Origin of the sequence: Weissella cibaria KACC 11862, from assembly GCF_000193635.1 — a bacterium.
Lineage (GTDB): Bacteria > Bacillota > Bacilli > Lactobacillales > Lactobacillaceae > Weissella > Weissella cibaria.
Genome location: NZ_AEKT01000023.1, coordinates 1 through 18,697, shown reverse-complemented (window position 1 = coordinate 18,697; position 18,697 = coordinate 1). Strand labels below are relative to the sequence as shown.

At 46.4% G+C, this 18,697-nt stretch carries 15 protein-coding genes and 1 other annotated feature; of the genes, 4 read left to right on the top strand and 11 right to left on the bottom strand.

Annotated features, from left to right (window positions below):
- Positions 1-15 precede the first annotated feature (15 nt).
- The 11 genes from ESE_RS0104825 to ESE_RS0104775 form a co-directional block, all read right to left on the bottom strand.
- Positions 16-3,453, bottom strand: a complete 3,438-nt coding sequence (locus ESE_RS0104825; protein ID WP_010372133.1) for a pyruvate carboxylase — start codon at positions 3,451-3,453, stop codon at positions 16-18.
- Between the two features lie 19 nt (positions 3,454-3,472).
- Positions 3,473-4,432: an L-lactate dehydrogenase gene (locus tag ESE_RS0104820; RefSeq protein WP_010372130.1), complete on the bottom strand. Its 960-nt coding sequence runs from the start codon at positions 4,430-4,432 to the stop codon at positions 3,473-3,475.
- A 92-nt stretch (positions 4,433-4,524) separates the two neighbouring features.
- Positions 4,525-5,946, bottom strand: coding sequence for an anion permease (locus ESE_RS0104815; protein WP_010372129.1), 1,422 nt, complete (start codon positions 5,944-5,946; stop codon positions 4,525-4,527).
- A gap of 33 nt (positions 5,947-5,979) precedes the next feature.
- Positions 5,980-7,374 carry a flavocytochrome c gene (locus ESE_RS0104810; protein ID WP_010372126.1) on the bottom strand — a complete coding sequence of 465 codons (1,395 nt, stop codon included), beginning with the start codon at positions 7,372-7,374 and terminating at the stop codon, positions 5,980-5,982.
- 4 nt (positions 7,375-7,378) lie between these two features.
- Positions 7,379-8,773, bottom strand: coding sequence for a class II fumarate hydratase (locus ESE_RS0104805; protein ID WP_010372122.1), 1,395 nt, complete (start codon positions 8,771-8,773; stop codon positions 7,379-7,381).
- A gap of 18 nt (positions 8,774-8,791) precedes the next feature.
- Complete coding sequence (locus ESE_RS0104800) at positions 8,792-9,676, bottom strand: LysR family transcriptional regulator (RefSeq protein WP_010372119.1); 885 nt, start codon at positions 9,674-9,676, stop codon at positions 8,792-8,794.
- 103 nt (positions 9,677-9,779) lie between these two features.
- A complete protein-coding gene (locus tag ESE_RS0104795) occupies positions 9,780-10,250 on the bottom strand; it encodes a PAS domain-containing protein (RefSeq protein ID WP_010372116.1) in 471 nt (156 codons plus the stop codon).
- Positions 10,251-10,253: 3 nt separating this feature from the next.
- On the bottom strand, positions 10,254-11,198 hold the full coding sequence (locus ESE_RS0104790) for an FAD:protein FMN transferase (protein ID WP_029237458.1): 945 nt from the start codon (positions 11,196-11,198) through the stop codon (positions 10,254-10,256).
- The gene (locus ESE_RS0104785; RefSeq protein WP_010372114.1) at positions 11,195-12,046 is read right to left on the bottom strand and encodes an NADPH-dependent FMN reductase; all 852 of its coding nucleotides are present in this window, start codon (positions 12,044-12,046) and stop codon (positions 11,195-11,197) included. Before ESE_RS0104785 ends, ESE_RS0104790 begins: the two co-directional genes overlap by 4 nt.
- Before the next feature lie 338 nt (positions 12,047-12,384).
- The gene (gene nadE, locus ESE_RS0104780; RefSeq protein WP_010372113.1) at positions 12,385-13,209 is read right to left on the bottom strand and encodes an ammonia-dependent NAD(+) synthetase; all 825 of its coding nucleotides are present in this window, start codon (positions 13,207-13,209) and stop codon (positions 12,385-12,387) included.
- A 14-nt stretch (positions 13,210-13,223) separates the two neighbouring features.
- Positions 13,224-14,708, bottom strand: coding sequence for a nicotinate phosphoribosyltransferase (locus ESE_RS0104775; RefSeq protein ID WP_010372110.1), 1,485 nt, complete (start codon positions 14,706-14,708; stop codon positions 13,224-13,226).
- A 159-nt stretch (positions 14,709-14,867) separates the two neighbouring features.
- On the opposite strand from ESE_RS0104775, the gene ESE_RS0104770 reads away from it, so the two are divergent.
- From ESE_RS0104770 to ESE_RS0104755, 4 genes are all read left to right on the top strand, one after another.
- Positions 14,868-15,542 carry a YoaK family protein gene (locus ESE_RS0104770; protein WP_010372108.1) on the top strand — a complete coding sequence of 225 codons (675 nt, stop codon included), beginning with the start codon at positions 14,868-14,870 and terminating at the stop codon, positions 15,540-15,542.
- A 62-nt stretch (positions 15,543-15,604) separates the two neighbouring features.
- Positions 15,605-15,872: a binding site (T-box leader), on the top strand.
- Between the two features lie 124 nt (positions 15,873-15,996).
- Positions 15,997-16,827: a MetQ/NlpA family ABC transporter substrate-binding protein gene (locus ESE_RS0104765; protein WP_010372106.1), complete on the top strand. Its 831-nt coding sequence runs from the start codon at positions 15,997-15,999 to the stop codon at positions 16,825-16,827.
- A gap of 81 nt (positions 16,828-16,908) precedes the next feature.
- Positions 16,909-17,958, top strand: coding sequence for a methionine ABC transporter ATP-binding protein (locus tag ESE_RS0104760; RefSeq protein ID WP_010372103.1), 1,050 nt, complete (start codon positions 16,909-16,911; stop codon positions 17,956-17,958).
- Positions 17,958-18,653 (top strand): methionine ABC transporter permease, encoded by a 696-nt coding sequence (locus tag ESE_RS0104755; RefSeq protein ID WP_010372100.1) that lies wholly within the window; start codon positions 17,958-17,960, stop codon positions 18,651-18,653. Before ESE_RS0104760 ends, ESE_RS0104755 begins: the two co-directional genes overlap by 1 nt.
- Positions 18,654-18,697: the final 44 nt, after the last annotated feature.

The window sequence follows — 18,697 nt, the reverse complement described above, 5'->3', positions numbered from 1 at the left end:
TTACACTTGCATCCGTTATTCAGGATTCATTTCGATCAACAAGTCACCACCGGCCACAACTTCACCGTCGGCCACATGCACAAATTTAACCGTGCCATCAAATGGCGCTTGTACCGTCGTTTCCATCTTCATGGCTTCTGTGACAATTAGCACATCCCCTTGCTTAACAGCTTGGCCGTTCTCAACGTGAACCGACAAAACATTGCCAGCCATCGTTGCACCAATTTCACTTGGGTTCGTTGGCTCAGCTTTACGTCGTTGCACGGTTGTCACTTGCGCTGATTCATCTTGCACTGAAATTTCAACCGGTGTGCCATTCACATCAAAGTACATCGTCCGACGACCATCTGGGTTAATATCACCGATTTGTTGCAATTGGAAAATCACCGTTTGACCTGGTGCCAACGCAACGTCGACCCGTTCGCCCACTCGCATGCCTTGGAAGAAAGTTGGGGTATCCAATACGGTCATCGGACCAAACTTACCTTGGTTTGTCACATAATCCTTAAAGACTTGCGGATAAATAATGTATGAAATCACTTCTTCTGGCGTTGCAACGCGACCTAAAATACCATCTACCGTGACCTGCATTGCATCAAAATCAGCTGCTGGCGTTAATGCCCCAGGTCGAACCGTCAAAGCAGGCCGGCCCTTTAAAATCACTTTCTGCAAATCTGCCGGGAAGCCACCAACCGGTTGACCTAAGTTTCCAGCAAAGAAATCAACGACTGATTGTGGGAAGTCCATCGTCATCCCATCTGACAACACCTTCGCCGGTGTCAAATCATTTTGAACCATGAATAGTGCCATGTCACCGACAACCTTTGATGATGGGGTTACCTTGATGATATCCCCAAACATTTGGTTAACCGTTGCATACATTTGCTTCACATCATCCCAACGGTCGCCTAATCGCAACGCTTGTGCTTGTTGCTGCAAGTTTGAATATTGACCACCTGGCATTTCAACTTCAAAAATATCCGTTTGTGCCCCAACCATCTTGCTCATAAATTGACTATACTGTGGTCGGATTTCCGCCCAGTAACTATTTACGTGCTCAACTGCTGTCATATTCAACTCAGGTTGGCGCTGATTACCGCTTAAGGCGTAATACGTCGCACCCATTGACGGTTGTGACATCGTCCCTGACAAGGCTGATTGTGCCACATCAATCACGTCGACGCCCGCATCAACAGCCCGGGCATACGTATAAACACCGTTACCCGTTGTATCGTGGGTGTGCAAATGAATTGGCATATCAACCGCGTCCTTCAACGCACTTACTAGTTCATAAGCAGCTTCCGGCTTCAACAAACCTGCCATGTCCTTAATCGCCAACATGTGCGCCCCAGTTGCCTGAATTTCCTTGGCAAATTGCACATAGTAATCACGGGTATACTTCGTCCGGTTTGGATCTAAGATATCACCTGTGTACGCCATGGCGACTTCGGCAATCTTGTTATTGTCGCGCACATATTGGATACTCTTCTCCATTTGTGGCAACCAATTCAAACTATCAAAAATACGGAACACGTCCATCCCGTTTTGGGCGGCCAACTTAATGAATTCTTCTAAGACATTGTCCGGGTAGTTTTGATAACCTACTGCATTTGAACCACGGAATAGCATTTGCGTTAACGTCCGTGGCATCTTTTCACGCAAAGCACGCAGACGCTCCCATGGGTCCTCACCCAAGAAGCGGAACGCCGTATCAAACGTGGCACCACCCCACATCTCGTTAGAGAACAAGTTTGGCATGGCCACCTGAGTCTCATCCGCAATTGCCAACATATCTTTCGTTCGCATCCGGGTCGCAAACAATGACTGGTGCGCATCACGCATCGTCGTATCCGTTAGCAATACCTTATCTTGCGTTTTTACCCATTCAGCAACGGCATCAGGCCCTTGTGCATCAAGAATATCCTTCGCCGTCACCAAATCAGTTGGCAAGACCAAATCAGTATTCGCTTTGAATTGTAGTGGTTCATGCAACTTGGGATAGTCATAATCAACCCCTGGGAAGCCATTGACCGTAATTTCACTGACATACTGAATCAATTTGCGGTCGTCTTGCTTTTCGATTGAAATATCGAAAAGTTCTGGGTGTTGATCAACGAACGTTGTTGGCGCATTGGCGGCTCGGAACAAGGGGTGTGCATAGACCTTCTTCAAGAACGGAATATTTGTTTTAACCCCACGAATCTCAAATTCATCCAACGCTCGGCGCATTTTATCAACCGCTTCTGAGAACGTGGCTGCGTGTGAAATGACCTTAGTTAACAAAGAATCAAAGTAAGGCGTAACTACCGAACCAACTTCCACACTACCCGAGTCCAGACGAATCCCGGTTCCACCAGGTGAGCGATACCATTCAATGCGTCCTGAATCAGGCATAAATTGATTCATCGGATCTTCCGTCGTAATACGTGATTGAATTGCCACACCCATTGCCTGCAAATCTGTCTGATGCGGGATTTGCAACGGATCGTCGTGTAGCCCAACGCCTTGGGCAATCAACAATTGTGACTTCACGATATCAACACCGGTAATCTCTTCCGTAACCGTGTGCTCAACTTGAACACGCGGATTCACTTCAATAAAGTAGAAATCATCCCCATCCACCAGGAATTCCACCGTACCGGCACTTTGGTAATCGACACTCTGCATCAAAGCGACCGCTGCGGCCTGAATTCGCGCACGCATATCCTTCGAAACAGAAACTGCGGGGGCGTATTCAATAATCTTTTGGTGACGACGTTGAATTGATGAGTCACGCTCAAACAAGTGCATGACTTCCCCTTGTTCGTCAGCCAAAATTTGAATTTCAACGTGCTTGGGATCTTGCAAGTATTTCTCTAGGTAGACATCTGACTTACCAAAGCTGGCCTTGGCTTCTGACGCAGCACGTTCAAATGCCTCACGCAATTCTTCTTCATGATTAACGACACGCATCCCACGGCCACCACCACCGGCTGCTGATTTTACAAAGACTGGGAAGCCGTTTTCATGACCGAATGCAATTGCTTCCGCAAGCGTTTCGACTGGGTGGTCAGTGCCGGGCACTGTTGGGACACCCGCAGCAATCGCAGCCTGTTTCGCAAGAATCTTGTCACCAAAAATCTCCAAGTGTTTAACCTTTGGCCCAACAAACTTGATGCCGGCTGCTTCAACCTTAGCAGCAAACTCAGCATTTTCAGATAGGAACCCATAACCTGGGTGGATTGCATCCGCTCCCGTTTCCTTCGCAATTCGCAAAATATCATCAATATCTAAGTACGCTGCAATAGGTGCCTTGCCCTCACCCACTTGATAGGCTTCATCTGCTCGGAAACGGTGCTTTGCAAACTCATCTTCCTTTGCAAAGATACCAACCGTTTGCATGCCCAATTCACTTGCAGCACGCATCAAACGGATAGCAATCTCACCACGATTTGCGACTAATAATTTTTTCATTCAATATCCCTCAACATCTTCACTTCATGAAGTTTGCTAGTGCGTCAGCCGTCACGGCTCGCAGGATCTCAGCCGAACGTTGCATTTGCATCTGTTCAGCTGATGATAACGCTGCCATGATGACGGTTTTTGCACCATCCCCGTTAATAACTGCCGGGCTACCAATGTACATATCTGACAAGCCATACTGGCCACTCATCCACGCACTAACTGGCAACACCATGCTTTCATCTCGCAATATCGCACGGACAATGCGTGCCAAGGCTGTCGCAACGCCATAAAACGTTGCCCCTTTGCGGCCGATAATGGCCCCGCCTTTCTTTGTTGTTGCTTCCATTAATTCTACCAAGTCTTGGGCAGAATTTCCGTACTTTTTATTAAAGTCGTTTAATGATTGTCCGCCAATTTGCGCCTCATCAAAATTTGCAAACGCCGAATCACCATGTTCGCCTAAGACTAAGACATCAATTGCAGCTGGTGCCACGCCGTACTGTTCAGCCAACGCAACTTGTAAACGCGCGGTATCCAAAGCTGTCCCCGTCCCAATCACACGATGTTCAGGGAGACCCGAAAATTGTTGGACCGCTAACGTGATGATATCAACCGGGTTCGTTGCGACCACAAAGATCCCTGTAAACCCTTCCGCCATGACGTTATCAACGACCTGTTTCACAATCGTCAAATTCTTGTCAATCAACTCTAGCCGTGTCTGTCCTGGTTTACGTCCAACACCAGCTGTAATCACCACAATATCTGCATCTGCGACCACTTGATAATTATGACCACCCGTCACTTGCTTTGGATACGTCCAAGGCGCCGTATCTTCTAAATCTAAGGCATCCCCCGTGGCATAATCCTTCGCCACATCCACAATGGCTAACTCTTCAGCAACCCCTTGTTGCATCAACGCATAACTAAAGGCTGATCCAACCATCCCGTCGCCAACTAGTACGACCTTTTGATGATGTTTTTGCGTCATCTTAAAATTCCTCTTTACCGAAAAGAGATGACCCAATTCTTGCGAACCGAGTCATCTCTGCTATTTTTTCTGTTTAACTCAAACGAAGTTGTTTACCACATACCAAGCAACTTCATCCACAAACTACCAACACCAATCCAAATGACGATGTAAACCAATCCCAAGATGAAGTTCATCCGCCACCATTCACCTTGCTTGACGTAACCAGCGCCAAACAAGATAGGTGCAGGACCTGAAGAATAGTGCGTTGTTGAGGCCATCAAGTTTCCGAAGAATCCAAGCATCAATGCTGCCAACAACGCTGGCACGTGAGCAGCAATCGCCACGGCCAAGAAGGCGGCGTACATAGCTGAAACGTGGGCCGTTGATGAGGCGAAGAAGTAGTGGCTGTAGAAGTATGCGACAAGCAAAACAATCAACACTACGAACCAGTTCAAACCACCCAAGCTAGCCCCGATGGTCTTTGACAACCAAGGGATGAAGCCTAGGGCATTCAATTGACTCGCCATCATGACCAAAACTGAGAACCAGAACAATGTGTTCCAAGCGCCAGTTTCCTTTAGAATGTCATTCCATGACAAAACACCAGCAATCAACAAGAAACCAATAACCAAGAATCCAGTTGTCGTTGAGTCAATCCCAATGAATGAGCCCAAAATCCACAATGCCAAGGCAATGACGAAACCAACAATCATCATGATTTCTGGCTTCGAAATCTTACCCATTTCGTGCAACTCACCGGCTGCCCAATCCTTGGCATCTGGCGTTTCCTTAACTTCAGGGGCATACATCTTGTAAATCAAGAATGGCACAATAATCAATGACAAAATACCAGGCACCAAAGCTGCCAAGAACCAGTTCATCCAAGTAATATCAACACCTTGCTTGGCCGCGAAGGCTTGCGCAATTGGGTTACCTGCCATGGCCGTCAAGAACATGGCCGCCGTAATAGCGTTAGCGTGGAATTCCGTAAAAATCAAGAATGAACCAATCTTACGTTCCGTACCCTTTTCAGGATCTGAACCAAACGTTTGGGCCAATGACTTAATGATTGGGAACATCACCCCACCAGCACGAGCCGTATTTGATGGCGTTCCAGGGGCAACAACCAAGTCAACCGCAGACAAAGCATATGCCAACCCTAGCGTCTTTTTACCAAAAGCGCGTACGAATATCAACGCAATGCGACGCCCCAAACCAGTCTTGATAAACCCACGTGAAATGAAGAAGGCCATCACAATCAACCAAATTGAGCCATTTCCAAATCCCACGATAGCCGTGTCCATTGGGACCGTACCCGTCAACACAACCGCAACGAACCCAACCAAAGCAACACCACCAAGTGGCAATGGCTTAGTGACCAACCCAACAATCGTGGCCACGAAAATCGCAAACATGTGCCACGCACTAATTGACATACCGTCTGGGCGCACACTGGCCAAGAACCATAGCACTAACCCAACTACCAATGGCGCAATGAATTTCTTATAATCCACTTTTTCCAAAGAATTCATGAGAAATTTCCTATCTATATTTTCTATGCTATTTTACAAACCAAGGACGTACTTAGCCGCTTGCTTACCAGCCTGACGACCAAACACCACCGTTTCGGCAATTGAGTTACCACCGATACGGTTGTTACCGTGCAAACCACCCGTTACTTCACCGGCGGCATACAAGCCAGTCACTGGCTCGCCAGCTTCCGTCACAACCTCAGTCAACGTGTTGATCTTGATGCCACCCATCGTGTAGTGGATGGCTGGCTTAATGTGAATGGCGTAGAATGGCGCCGTGGCAATCCCACGATCCATCGCCGTGTTACGACCAAACTCTGCATCTTCACCAGCAGCTTGGAACTCATTCCACTTAGCAACGGTTGCAGCCAAGTTGTCAGCGTCCAAGTTAGCCGTTTCTGCCAACTCAGCCAACGTTGCCCCTTCCATCACCAAGCCCATGGCGTGGTAGAAGTTAATTGCTGGGAACGCATCGCGAATACCTTGATCCAAAATCAACGTTGCCCCGTCTTCATGCAAATCGTTAATCGCAGCTGTCGCCTTATCACGCGTCGTCATTTCGTTCACGAAACGTTGACCAGCCCGGTTAACCAAGATGGCCCCTTCACCACGCACACCTTCACCAATCAAGTACACGTGATCTGTATCTTGTTGCGCAGTTGGGTGAATTTGAATCTTGCTCATATCAACCAACGTACCACCAACGGCCGTCGCCAACTTCATCCCGTCACCAGTTGCACCGGGGTGATTCGTTGTCTTCAAGTCCAACACTTCAGGGGCGTATTCAGCCAACATCTCCTTGTTTTGCGCAAAGCCACCCGCTGCAATCAAGACCGCCTTGGCATTGACCGTGCGCTCACCAATTTCGGCGTGCTTAATCTTCAAGCCCGTAATCTTGTCAGCCGTCTTAACCAATTCCAAGACTTCAGTACCGGCAAACAATGGAATTTGCTTAAAGGCTAATTGCTTTTGCAAACCCTTCACCAAGTAACCACCAACCGCTGACTTATCGCCAGGACGGTGTGCACGCTTTTGCGTCATCCCACCAGTTGACGTCAAATCAGTTAGGTTGATGTTGTGGTTATACAACCAATCAACGGCTGACTCAGAGTGCGTCACAAAGTATTGCAACAATTCCTTGTCATTGGCACCGCCACCACCTTTAAGCGTATCTTCATAGAATGATTCTTGTGAATCAATCACCCCATGATCAAGTTGGACAAACGTTTCAACCGCATTCATACCTGATGATGCACGGTTCGAGTTACCACCAAGCGCTTCCAGCTTTTCAAAGATGGCAACCTTCAAACCCAATTCTTGTGCTTGAATTGCGGCCGTCATACCTGCTGCGCCTGACCCAATAACGACGAAATCGTAGCTATCTTGCAAGTCAGCGATATTTGCCTTAGGGAAAATAAACTTAGCCATGTTTTTACTCCTTGTTTGAACGCTCAAGGTTCGTCATTGCCATGAAGTCCATCCACTCGTCGTATTGTTCTTCAGTCAAATCACCTGACTCAAGCGCAGCGACCTTCAACGTCGTACCATTCTTGTCAGCAGCTTGTGCAATTTCAGCAGCGGCGTGGTAACCGATGTGTGGTGACAATGCGGTCACCGTCATCAATGAGTTATCCAACAACTCACGCATGCGAGCTGGCTTAACGTCCAAACCGTGAATCATACGATCGGCAAATCCCGTCATCGTACCAGCCATCAATTCAGCTGACTCCAGGAAGGCGTCAATCATAACAGGCTTAAAGACGTTCAACTCGAAGTTACCTTGGCTTGAGGCCATCGTAATCGTCGTATCATTTCCGAAGACGCGCACAGCAGCCATCGTCAATGCTTCAACTTGGGTTGGGTTAACCTTACCTGGCATAATTGATGAACCAGGTTCGTTAGCTGGAATTGACAACTCACCATAACCACCACGAGGACCTGACGCCAAGAAGCGGATGTCGTTTCCGATCTTCATCAAGTCGGCAGCCAATGACTTAAAGGCACCGTGAACCGTGTTCATGGCTGTGTGGTTAGCCAAACCGTAGAACTTGTTGCTTTCGGCCGTGAATGGGAAGCCGTAAACTTCTGAAACTGTTGCAGCAATTGCCTTACCCAATTCCGTGTTCGCGTTCAAGCCAGTTCCAACTGCCGTACCACCCATTGCCAATTCGTACAATTGTGGGCGCAAAGCATCAATGTTAGCTTGGTTGTGCTTCAAAGCTGAAATGTAACCTGACAATTCTTGACCAAATGTCAATGGCGTTGCATCTTGCAAGTGCGTACGACCAACCTTGATTGTCTCCCAGAAGGCGTCTTGCTTAACACGCAATTCATCAATCAAGTGGGCCAATGCCTTTTCAACGTTATCGACAGCTTCAACCGCCACAATGTGCATCGCCGTTGGGAAGATATCGTTTGATGATTGACCCATGTTCACGTGGTCGTTAGGCAAGATTTGCAAACCACTTTGTTCACTTGCCAAGTGGGCAACCACTTCGTTCGTGTTCATGTTTGTTTGCGTACCTGAACCCGTTTGGTAAACAGATAGTGGGAAGTCCTTACGCAATTCCACATCATCCAATTGCAACAAGCCGTCAATCGTTGCCACGATCGCATCGGCCATGTCGGCAGCCAATGAACCGTTAGCCTTGTTAGCCATTGCAGCCGCACGCTTGATGTTCAACAAAGCGCGGATGATTCCCAAAGGCATCCGTGCACCAGTTGGAAAGTTTTGCAATGAACGTTGTGTTTGGGCCATCCAAGCAGCCTCAACAGGCACTTGTACTTCACCAATTGCATCTGATTCAATACGGAATTCTTGTGACATAATATTTCTCCTCATTAATTAGAAGTTAAGGTCATTAATTGCCTCAACCATTTTCTGTTTTGTGATATTTTCAAAATCTGATAATTGATGATCACGCTTCTGAATCAAATAGATATAAAAATCAATCGGATCTCGGAGCGGTACCATCGCAATATCGCGACGACCGGCAACGGCCAACTTAATCATGATGCCAACACCATTACCCGCTGCAATCAATCCTTGCTCAGTCATCAGCTCGTTCGTGATATACATATTGTCAATTTCATCATGCATATCATAACGACGGAGCTGATCAACGAGAACTTGGTGTTGCGTGAAGGCATCCCCCACGGAGATGAACCGTTCACCACGTAAGTCCTCAAACGATAAATAATCGCGAGTTGCTAGCGGATGATCAACTGGTAAGGCCACCACGTAGGAACTCTTCGTAATATAGGTACTGTCGTATTGCTTGCTGCGCTCTGGCGTTAAGCTACCAACAAACCCCATATCAACGCGGTCCTTATCCAGTAATTCGTACATGTCGCTGGAACCACTTTCCACCATGTGAATGGCATCAATCTCGTCAGTCCCCAAGCGTCGCATAATCGCTGGAAAAATGGTTGCACCAATAATTGGTGGTACACCTAGCCAAATCTTTTGTTGATTACTGATATCACTTTTAATGATTTCAGTCTCACGTAAAATTTGTTTACTGTGTTTATATAAGATTTGACCCGCTTCGGTTAACACAACTGAACGTGTCCCCCGTTGGCGAATAATCAATGTCTCACCCAACTCTTTTTCCAATCGCTGTAAGGCATTGGTAATCGAGGGTTGTGAGACGTATTTTTTCTGGGACGCCTTTGTGAACGTCCCTTCTTCAGCTAGCGTGACAAAATAATCTAAGTCATTTAATAACACGTGTGCTACCTCCGCAAATTATAACCTTCACAAATAATAGCATAGCCCTGAATTTGGCAGAACCCCTGCAACACAAGTTAAACGTTTTGCCAATTAAAATTGCTTATTTGTCTGACTTTCCGGCATTAAACGCGGTCCGAATACCACGGAACCCTTGAATGCGCGTAATGTCACCCGTGAATTGCAACGTGCCTAAGAAAGTCCCATCAATGTCGCGGATTGCGTAAAAGTTAACATAGATGGTTTGCTCATTTTTAGGAAACCATTGTTCGAAATGATCAGCTGCGCCCTTGTGCAAATCGGCCAACATCATCGCAACAGCTTCTTGTTCTTCCTTCGCAAAAGTTCCCACGAATGGTTGGCCAAGTTGCTTCGTTGCGCGTGTATTCACACGTTGGTCATTGTCTGAAAAATAAATCAAGTTATCGTCAGCATCTGCCAAATCCATCTCGAATGGCAGCACGCGCAACACTTGGCGCAACATGTGCAATGACAATTTTCCAGTTGGCAAGTTAATCAGCCCTTGCTCATCAATCAGCGTCTTGTTATTTTCTAATTCAATTTGATCTGCCATTTGTTATGACTCCTTAAGATAAAAATCAGGGTTCGTTATTTTAAAATCATCCGGTCGAATGTTAACCAACTGAATGGATTTATCACGATAAATAAAAATTGCACCAAACGGGTACTGGCCATCGATTGGGCCATCATTGAAGAACAACCGGGTTGTCTCGATTTCACCATCAATTGATTCAGGTGAAATAACCGTGACACTAGCCAACTCATTATCATGTGGATAACCTGTTTCTGGATCAATGATATGGTGATAAGTCTGCCCGTCTGCGACCAGGTGCCGTTCTGCCACCCCACTTGTCACGACCGAGGTTGCCGGTGTGGTAAGTAAACCAATCGTTTTGCCATGTCGGACCAAGGGATCCCGGACACCAATGCGCCAACGACCGTCAGCTTTATGTGGCGCCTCGTTCATCAACACAATGTTGCCACCGAAATTAATAATCGCAGCCATGTGGCCCTGGGACCTCAGATAATCCTGCAACCGGTCCGCAATGTACCCTTTCGCAATAGCTCCTAAATCTAATTCCATCCCCGCATGCGGTAGATAGACCGACAAGCGCTCATCATCCAGGACAATCTCATCACTGCCAATCAATTCACGACGCTGGCCAATTTCGATATCGCTAGGGACCCGCGCATCGGCAAAACCGATGTGCCAAAGTTTGACTAACGGCCCAATCGCGGCATTAAATCCAAAATGCTGGTTGCTAACTGCAACCGCCCGTTTGACCAACTGATAAACTGCTGGTGGTACCACCACCGGCGACTGACCGGCAGCATGATTGATAGCCATCACCGCCGACACTGGGCGATTTACCGTCAATAAATCCTCGTAATGGTTCACAAAACGAATCGCATCATCGAGATATCGTTCATCATCCGTGCCAAACAAAGTAATTTGATTGGTCGTGCCCATCGCCCGCCATGCTTTCGATATTTTAATCAAAACATAGAAGCTCCCGTGGTGGCATCTTCTTCATCGTCATCAACGGCCGCCCCTGCTGTAACAAGCTGACTGGTAACGACATCATCAGTCAATGTCGTCTTTTCAATCCACCAACCGTCTCCTTGTTCAACAACCGTTGCATCCACATCAGGTGAAATGACGGTTGGTACCGCATCCACATCGAGTCCCGAACCCGGCATCACCTTATCAAGGTTGGCATAACCCAACTTAACAGATTCCACCACGCCTTCACCCGCAACTGTTGGCATAGCACCACTTGTCCGGTCGAACGCCATGGCGCGCATTGGTTGCAATGACTTAGCAAAGACCATAAAGTTTTGGAAAATCGTTTCCAAAAATGAAATCGTCCGCGCATCTGTCATGTCATCGGTCTTAATATCAATATTCGTGGCCGCTGGTCCAACTAAAAATTGATTACCTGGTAACACAAACGCATCAATTCCTGGTGCATCCATAATTTGCCGTAAATGTTCTTGCGCATTATTCGTTCCCTGGCGGCCAAGTGACGCCCCGACAATCATGACGGGTAAATTCGTGAATGGGTGTAAGTCACCATAACTCATCCACTCAACGAATGATTTCAACGCTGCCGTAATCGAGTGATCATACTCAGGCGTTGAGATGATAGCACCATCTGACGCGGCGATTTGACGTGCAATTTCAGCAATTCGTACTGGCGTTTCAGCATCTTCACTAAATAGTGGTAAATCAGCAATCTCCACAATCTCAATATTTGCTTGGGCATTGAAATGCTTCTTCATAAACCAAAGTAAACTTCGGTTATATGACTTACGAGCATTCGTACCAACAATAGCTACATAATTCATTGCTCTTCCTCAAAAACTCTCAACTAGTTCTTTGTTTCACATATTTTATCGATAAGTTAATTAAACGACACAACTAACAGATTGGTCAAAACTTCACAAACTTGTTTTTAGTTAACAAACGCCTTTATATAAGCGTTTCTAACTGTATATATTACAAACGAAAATAATTATAAATTTCGCTTATAATTCCATTTTCATGCTCATTTGTGAACTTTGTCCGTTTTTAAGGTGAAGAATTTAATAGCGGTCCGAATTACTTCCCCATAGCAAAAAAGCGCAAATCCGTTGCCTGTGTCAGCAACAGATTTGCGCTTTAAAAATTAGTCGTGCTTATTAAATTAACGCCACCACTCGTCGAATACCGTGACTGGTGATTGACGCTTGTGTTCCGTCATGGTGAAGAGCTTTTCAATTTGGATGGCATCCTTTTCAGCAACATCCTTACCCTCAAGGTAATCATCGATGGCATCGTAGCTAACACCCAAAGCAACTTCATCAGGCAAAGCTGGACGGTCTTCTTCAAGATCCGCCGTTGGCGTCTTTTGGTACAAATGTTCTGGGGCACCCAAGTAGGCCAAAATTTGACGACCTTGGCGCTTATTCAAACGGTACAACGGTGTAATATCCGCAGCGCCATCCCCAAACTTCGTGTAGAACCCAGCCAACGCTTCAGCCGCGTGGTCCGTGCCGACAACAACACCATGCATCGCACCAGCCACACCATATTGGGCAATCATGCGTTCACGGGCCTTGATGTTTCCTTTGTTGAAGTCGCTGATTGCAATACCTGCTTCAGCCAATTGGTTCGTCATCCCCACAACGGCATCTTCAATGTTGACCCGGACCGTTTGGTCGGCTTGTTGCCAGGCGATTGAATCCAAGGCATCTTGTTCGTCAGCTTGGGCATTGTATGGCAAACGCATCGCCACAAACTTGTAGCTGTCATCTCCGGTTTCAGCCCGCAGCTCTTCAGCAGCAGTTTGTGACATCTTACCGGCCAACGTTGAATCTTGCCCACCTGAAATACCCAAAACCAGCGTCTTCATGCCCGTCTTCTTAAGGTAGTCCTTCAACAATTCAACTGAACGACGGAATTCCGTTTCCGGATCAATCGTGGCTTGAACGCCTAATGTATCAATAATGTGCTTTTGTAACTCACGCATGCGATTTATGCTCCTTAATCTTTATCGTACTCTTTTGCAACTTCAGAAACGTACTCACGCATTTCCTTAATTAAGTTCATCTTGTGGTCCCAAGCCGCTTGTGACAAATCAACTGGGTATTCTTGTGGATTCAAATCACGGCGGTACTCTGACCACAATGACTCAATATGCTCAGCCGTATAGTTGCGGATGTCGTCCAAGGCTGGCAATTCATACACTAATTCACCATCAACGATGATGTCGTGCAAAATTGGTCGCGCCGTATAATCCACAACTGTTTTATTCAAATAAGGATAGCTTGGATGGAACATGTACAAACCTTCAGGCAAATCACGGGGATTCTCATCCCACAACGCGATGTAATCGCCTTGTGACTTACCATCTGAATTACGGGTAATGCGCCAAACCTGCTTCTTACCTGGGTTTGAAATCTTCTCAGCAGTGCCCGAAATCTTGATGGTATCAACCATCTCGCCGGCTTCGTTTTCAATCGACACAACCTTATAAACACCACCCAAAGCTGGTTGATCATAGGCCGTAATCAGCTTAGTACCAATTCCCCAAGTATCAATCTTAGCGCCTTGCAGTTTCAAGCTCGTAATCGTCTCTTCATCCAAATCATTTGAGGCGACAATCTTAGCATCTGGGAAGCCCGCTTCATCCAACATTTTGCGGACGCCCTTTGAGACATAAGCCAAGTCACCTGAATCGATACGCACGCCGATGAAGTTAATCTTATCGCCCATTTCCTTAGCCACACGAATGGCTGAAGGGACACCTGAACGCAACGTATCATAAGTATCGACCAAAAAGACCACATCCTTGTGGGTTTCGGCATAGGCCTTAAACGCTTCATAGTCATTGCGATAGACCTGCACCAAGCTGTGCGCGTGCGTCCCTGAAATTGGAATGCCAAACAGCTTACCAGCCCGCACATTCGAAGTGGCATTAAAGCCACCAATATAAGCCGCACGTGTCCCCCACAAAGCAGCATCCATTTCCTGCGCACGGCGCGTGCCGAATTCCAAGAGCGGTTGATCACCGACGACTGAGCGAATGCGTGACGCCTTGGTCGCAATTAACGTTTGGTAATTAACAATGTTAAGTAGCGGTGTCTCAACGAGTTGCGCATCAAACACGCTACCTTCAACTTGAATAATTGGTTCATTATTGAAAACGACTTCGCCTTCATGCGGTGCGCGCACCGTGGCCTTAAATTGCCAAGTTGCTAGGTAATCCATGAAGTCTTCATCAAACTCACCCGTTGAACGCAGATAAGCAATATCACTTTCTGAAAAATGCAAGCCCCGCAAATAGTCAACAATTCGCTCCAAACCGGCAAAAACCGCGTAGCCATTTTTAAATGGCATATTGCGGAAAAACATCTCATAAACAGCCTTACGCTCGTGAATGCCCTTCTTGAAGTAAGTTTGCATCATTGATAATTGGTATGCATCAGTATGGAGGGCCATACTATCATCTGGAAATTCCAGTGTCATGACGTTCTGTCTCCTAATTTTCATTCATTAACTGCTATTCTACCACAACCAGTTGTTAACATTGGACGCCTAAAAAAACACCTTTCTTTGCGTAAGTGTTAAACTATCAGTTGGAATTATTTTATCATTTATATAAGTAGAAAGCAGGTAAAAGTACTAATGGCAGAACAAAAATTCGCATATAAGGAGTCATTGCGTGTGGGGATGTTGCTGGCCGGAACCGCTGGGTACATCGACTCCTACACCTTTGCCTTTCACGACAATCGATTCGCTAGCTTCCAAAGTGGTAACTTGTTGCAATTTGGGATTAACGTTGCCTCAGGGCACTGGCACCAAGCGAGCCTCTTTTTCTGGCCTGTCATCGCCTTCTTATTTGGGGCGATGCTAAACCAATTAATCAAGAAGTATTCCTTCCGCACGCAGATGCAATGGGAAGCCCGTTCGGTCCTTATCGAAATGTTTGGTGTTCTCTTGGTAGCCATCTTGGAAATGACTCACGTGCCAACAGAACTCGTCCTCAGTATTTTGGCCATCTTTATGGCGATGCAGGCTGATACTTTCGGTAAATTGCGGGGGATGCCCTACGCCACCGTCTTGAGTACTGGTAATTTGAAGACTTTTGGGGCCACGCTAGGCAGTGGTCTGCTCAATCACGATAAGACCCAATTTGTGAAGACGCGGAACGTCGGCTTAGTCATTGCCGCCTTTCTAATCGCCGCCATCGTTGCACACTACCTTGGCTTGATCATCGGGGCTTGGACCATGTTTGGTGCCCCAATCATGCTACTGTTCGTTTGGTTCTTCGTACGACAGGATGAATTAGGCACAAAGTAACCCTAAAAGTGTTGACATGATTATGAGAATCGTTTAATATACAAATCAAGCATTTCAAGTTAACAAACAAGTTGAGCAGGAAAGTAAATTGCTTAAAGCATCTAAGAGAGACAACGTTCGGTGGAAGTTGTTATGTGGTGAGTAATTGAAAATGGCCTGTGATTGGCGTTGGTGAGCAGCAAGTCTGTAAGCGAACGACGGGTTGGTCTACGTTACAAGACACACGAATCGGCAAAGCATCATATCGCTCACTGCCCGCTCGTTGTTAAGGTTCAGAAGAGTAATTTTCTGGATAAATGTAGAATGGTAACACGAAGACTCGTTTCTATCTGGCTGTCAATTGGATGGCCTGACGGAAACGGGTCTTTTTTGTTTCCTAGCCACCGAACGCTATGTTATAACTTGAAGCAATTAACAAATAATACTAAAAAGTTTTTATTGGGAGACATGACTTATGAAGAAGTTCTTTACTTATGGGGTAGCCGTTGCTGCTACTGCTTTGACAGCCTCAGTTATTTTGCCAGCCGCAGCCGTCAGTGCTGACTCAAAGACCGTAACGGTTGGTATCGTTGGTACTTCAGATGCTGACCTCTGGAAGGAAGTCGCCAAGACTGCCAAGAAGAAGTATGGCATCACATTGAAGACCAAGGTCTTTACGGACTACAACCAACCTAACAAAGCCGTTGCCGATGGCACATTGGACTTGAACGCCTTCCAACACTACTACTTCTTGGAAAACTGGAACAAGTCAAACAAGAACGGCGTTAAGGCAATTGGTAAGACGTTTATCACCCCTATTCGTTTGTACTCTGAGAAGTACAAGTCTGTGAAGAAGTTTAAGAAGGGTGACGCGATTGCCGTTCCAAACGATGCGACAAACGAAGCACGTGCTTTGGTTTTGCTACAATCAGCTGGTTTGATTACCTTGAAGAAGGGTGTTGATATGCCAACGGTTAAGGACATTAAGTCAAACAAGTTAAAGTTGGATATCAAGGAAGTCGCAGCTGATCAAGCACCTTCATCATTGAAGTCTGTTGAAGGCGCCGTTATCAACACGAACTACGCCCAACAAGCTAAGTTGAAGTTGAGCTCAGCAATCTACGTTGAGCCGGTTAACAAGGATTCAAAGAAGTGGATCAACATCATCGCTGCTTCTAAGAAGAATGCTAACAAGAAGATTTACAAGGAAGTTGTGAAGGCTTACCAAACTAAGGCTACAAAGCAATACTTGAAGAAGACTTGGGGTCAAGCTGAATTGCCAGCTTGGGATATTACGTTGAAGTAATCATCACCCACATAGACAATCCAACTGCCAGGCTATTTTAGTCTGGCAGTTATACATAACGGAGATATAAGGAGAAGATTCATGGCAGTTATTTCATTAACAGACATTAACGTCACTTTTAAGCAAAAAAATCGCGAAATCGTGGCCGTACAAAACGAATCAATCACAATTGAAAAAGGCGATATTTACGGTATTGTTGGTTACTCTGGAGCTGGTAAGTCAACACTTGTCCGCACCATCAACCTGCTACAACGACCAACATCTGGTAGCGTCCTTGTTAACGGCACTGAGATGACGTCACTTAAGCCAGCGCAACTACGTGATGAGCGCAAGAAGATTGGGATGATCTTCCAACACTTTAACTTGATGAGCGAGTTAACCGTCTTTGGGAACGTTGCGCAACCATTGAAGCACGCCAAGATGAGCAAGGCCGACAAGGCAAAGAAGGTTAATGACCTCCTTGACTTGGTTGGCTTGGCAGACCGTGCTGGTAACTACCCTGCCCAATTGTCTGGTGGTCAAAAGCAACGTGTTGCCATCGCCCGAGCCTTGGCAAACGACCCTGAAATTTTGATTTCCGATGAAGCAACTTCTGCTTTGGATCCTAAGACAACAAACCAAATCCTAGCGCTATTGAAGAAGCTAAACCAAGAACTCGGCCTAACAATCGTTTTGATTACGCACGAGATGCAAGCCGTTAAGGAAGCGGCCAACAAGGTGGCCGTCATGGAAAACGGTGTCATCATCGAACGTGGCTCATTGTTGGAAATCTTCACGAACCCACAGAAGCAATTGACCAAGGACTTTATCAACACGGCCACAAACCGTGATGAAGCCCTTGAAAAGGTGACTGAGCTGCTCGAAGAACAACCTTTGGCTGATGATGAAGAATTGTTGCAAATTAACTATGTTGGTGCCGATACGGCCCAACCACTGTTGTCAACGATTTACGCCGATTACGGTGTCACAACCAACCTGTTGTACTCAAACATGGAAATCCTAACCAAGACACCGGTTGGCTTAGCAATTGCTATCTTCAAGGGAACAGCGTCACAACGTGCAACGGCAAAGGCAAGCTTTGCTGATCACGGTGTTCAAATTCAAGAATTACACGTAGGAGGACAACACTAATGGCTGATTGGATACAACAAAACTTACCTAACGTTTACTCACTTGGTTGGGGTGGTGATTTCGGTTGGGGGATCGCTATCTGGCAAACCATTTTCATGACGGTCGGATCTGCCATCATTGGTGGTTTGATTGGCTTACTCTTCGGAACTGGTTTGGTGCTAACGGCGGATGATGGTATTACGCCAAACCGACCACTCTTCCAGATTTTGGATAAGGTTGTCTCAGTTGGACGTGCCATTCCATTTATCATCATGGTGGTCGCCTTCTCACCTTTGACCCAGTTGATTGTCGGCACAACAATCGGAACGACAGCCGCCTTGGTGCCATTGTCATTGGGTGTTTTCCCCTTCTACGCACGTCAAGTCCAAGTCGCTTTGCTTGGTGTTGATGCTGGTAAAGTTGAAGCCGCGCGTTCATTTGGTGCGACAAACTGGGACATCATTACCGATGTCTACCTACGTGAAGGCCGTTCTGAATTAATCCGTGTATCAACGGTCACATTGATTAGTTTGGTCGGTTTGACAGCCATGGCCGGTGCCATTGGTGCTGGTGGTTTGGGAACAACCGCAATCGTGACTGGATACCAACGCTTCCAAAACGACGTGATGTGGCTAGCAACGATCTTGATTCTACTTTTGATCGTCTTGATTCAATTCATTGGTGATTTCTTTGCCAAGCGTGCACACCACGGTTAATTAACCAACAACAAAAAGACCTTCGCAGCTAAAAATTGCTGCGA

What these genes read in the sequence shown, in the direction of transcription:
- ESE_RS0104825 (WP_010372133.1), bottom strand. Translation starts at nt 3,453, where the DNA reads ATGAAAAAATTATTAGTCGCAAATCGTGGTGAGATTGCTATCCGTTTG.
- ESE_RS0104820 (WP_010372130.1), bottom strand. Translation starts at nt 4,432, where the DNA reads ATGACGCAAAAACATCATCAAAAGGTCGTACTAGTTGGCGACGGGATG.
- ESE_RS0104815 (WP_010372129.1), bottom strand. Translation starts at nt 5,946, where the DNA reads ATGAATTCTTTGGAAAAAGTGGATTATAAGAAATTCATTGCGCCATTG.
- ESE_RS0104810 (WP_010372126.1), bottom strand. Translation starts at nt 7,374, where the DNA reads ATGGCTAAGTTTATTTTCCCTAAGGCAAATATCGCTGACTTGCAAGAT.
- ESE_RS0104805 (WP_010372122.1), bottom strand. Translation starts at nt 8,773, where the DNA reads ATGTCACAAGAATTCCGTATTGAATCAGATGCAATTGGTGAAGTACAA.
- ESE_RS0104795 (WP_010372116.1), bottom strand. Translation starts at nt 10,250, where the DNA reads ATGGCAGATCAAATTGAATTAGAAAATAACAAGACGCTGATTGATGAG.
- ESE_RS0104785 (WP_010372114.1), bottom strand. Translation starts at nt 12,046, where the DNA reads ATGAATTATGTAGCTATTGTTGGTACGAATGCTCGTAAGTCATATAAC.
- nadE (WP_010372113.1), bottom strand. Translation starts at nt 13,209, where the DNA reads ATGCGTGAGTTACAAAAGCACATTATTGATACATTAGGCGTTCAAGCC.
- ESE_RS0104775 (WP_010372110.1), bottom strand. Translation starts at nt 14,708, where the DNA reads ATGACACTGGAATTTCCAGATGATAGTATGGCCCTCCATACTGATGCA.
- ESE_RS0104770 (WP_010372108.1), top strand. Translation starts at nt 14,868, where the DNA reads ATGGCAGAACAAAAATTCGCATATAAGGAGTCATTGCGTGTGGGGATG.
- ESE_RS0104765 (WP_010372106.1), top strand. Translation starts at nt 15,997, where the DNA reads ATGAAGAAGTTCTTTACTTATGGGGTAGCCGTTGCTGCTACTGCTTTG.
- ESE_RS0104760 (WP_010372103.1), top strand. Translation starts at nt 16,909, where the DNA reads ATGGCAGTTATTTCATTAACAGACATTAACGTCACTTTTAAGCAAAAA.
- ESE_RS0104755 (WP_010372100.1), top strand. Translation starts at nt 17,958, where the DNA reads ATGGCTGATTGGATACAACAAAACTTACCTAACGTTTACTCACTTGGT.